Below are 1,222 nucleotides of genomic sequence, written 5' to 3'. Positions count from 1 at the left end.
GGCGACCTCGGCGACCGCGTCCGCGGCCGCCTCGTCGTCGGCCACGTCCTTCGTGTTGACCGCGCCGGCGACGACCGCGGTCTCGTGGACGGGACTCGCCAGCCCCTCGTAGAGGTCGACGTACTCGGTGATCGGCGGCAGTTCGAACGACTCGTAGCCGTGGACGACCTCCCGGCCCGCGGCGTGACAGAGGACGAGGCCGTCGGCCATCGACCCGTGAAGGATACCGCAGGTGACCGCCGAGTAGGCGGGATGAACGATGCTCCCCTGCCCCTCGACGACGAGCAGGTCGTGGTCGCCGCCGGCCTCGACGAGCATCTCTTCGACCGCGCCCGCGGCGAAGTCGGCGACGACGCGGTCGATCGGGTTCCCCCACCCGGCGATCATGATCCCGGTCTGGCCCGTCGGGACGAAGGCGGCGTCGATCCCGCGCTCGCGGGCGGCCGCGACGATCTCCAGCGACGCCGTCATCTTCCCGACCGAGCAGTCGGTCCCCACGGTGAGCAGCACGTCCGCGTCCACGTCGCCGGAGGCCCCGGTCGCGACCGTGAGGTCGTCGGGCGGTCGCCGGACGTCGACGAGGTCAACGCCGTGTTCGTCGGCGAGCGCGGCCAGTTCCTCGTCCTCGTTCAGGAAGTAGTGAAGCCCGCTCACCACGTCGCAGCCGGCCTCGATCGCGGCCTCGACATCCGAGCGCCACGACTCGTCGAAGCCACCGCCGATCGGCGCGATCCCGATGTAGAGCGCGTCGAGGTCGCCGTCCGCGGCCGCGAGCGCGTCCGCGAACGATGAGACTATCGGCGCGTCCGCGATGTCGGGGACGTGGTCCCGAACGCGGTCGCCGGCGCGGTCGCGGTCGAGGACCGCCAGAACCTCTTGGTCGCCGTAGCGCATCACGCCGAGCGCCGTCTTCGCGCGGTCGGGGAACTTCTTGTGGGCCAACACCGCGATCCGCTCTGTGTCCATGCGGAGTCGCTCGCTCTCGGCGCTCTTAAACCGGTCGGGGCGAGTCGGTCGTCGGACCCGATTTTCTGCGGTGGCGCGTGCCCGCGAGCGGTCGCCACCGGCGACCGCGAGACGGCACGCGCGAGGGAGTCGCGAGCGACCGGGCGACCGAAGGGAGCCCGGAGCGAGCGACGAGGCTGGGGAGGTGTGAGGTGCGGTCGCTGTGTGGTGCGGGGTGGGACTCGAAGGGGCAGCCGTGAGGACGCCGGAGGCGACA

Annotated in this window: 1 protein-coding gene; it reads right to left on the bottom strand. The window is 71.8% G+C overall.

Annotated features, from left to right (window positions below; translation table 11 throughout):
• A partial coding sequence (locus BN903_RS03835) for a DUF1611 domain-containing protein (protein ID WP_079890567.1) occupies positions 1–966 on the bottom strand: 966 nt, incomplete at its 3' end.
• Between the last annotated feature and the right edge of the window lie 256 nt (positions 967–1,222).

It is taken from the genome of Halorubrum sp. AJ67, from assembly GCF_000513435.1.
The sequence above is the reverse complement of the archived record's forward strand: the minus strand, read 5'-3'. Positions and strand labels throughout refer to the sequence as shown.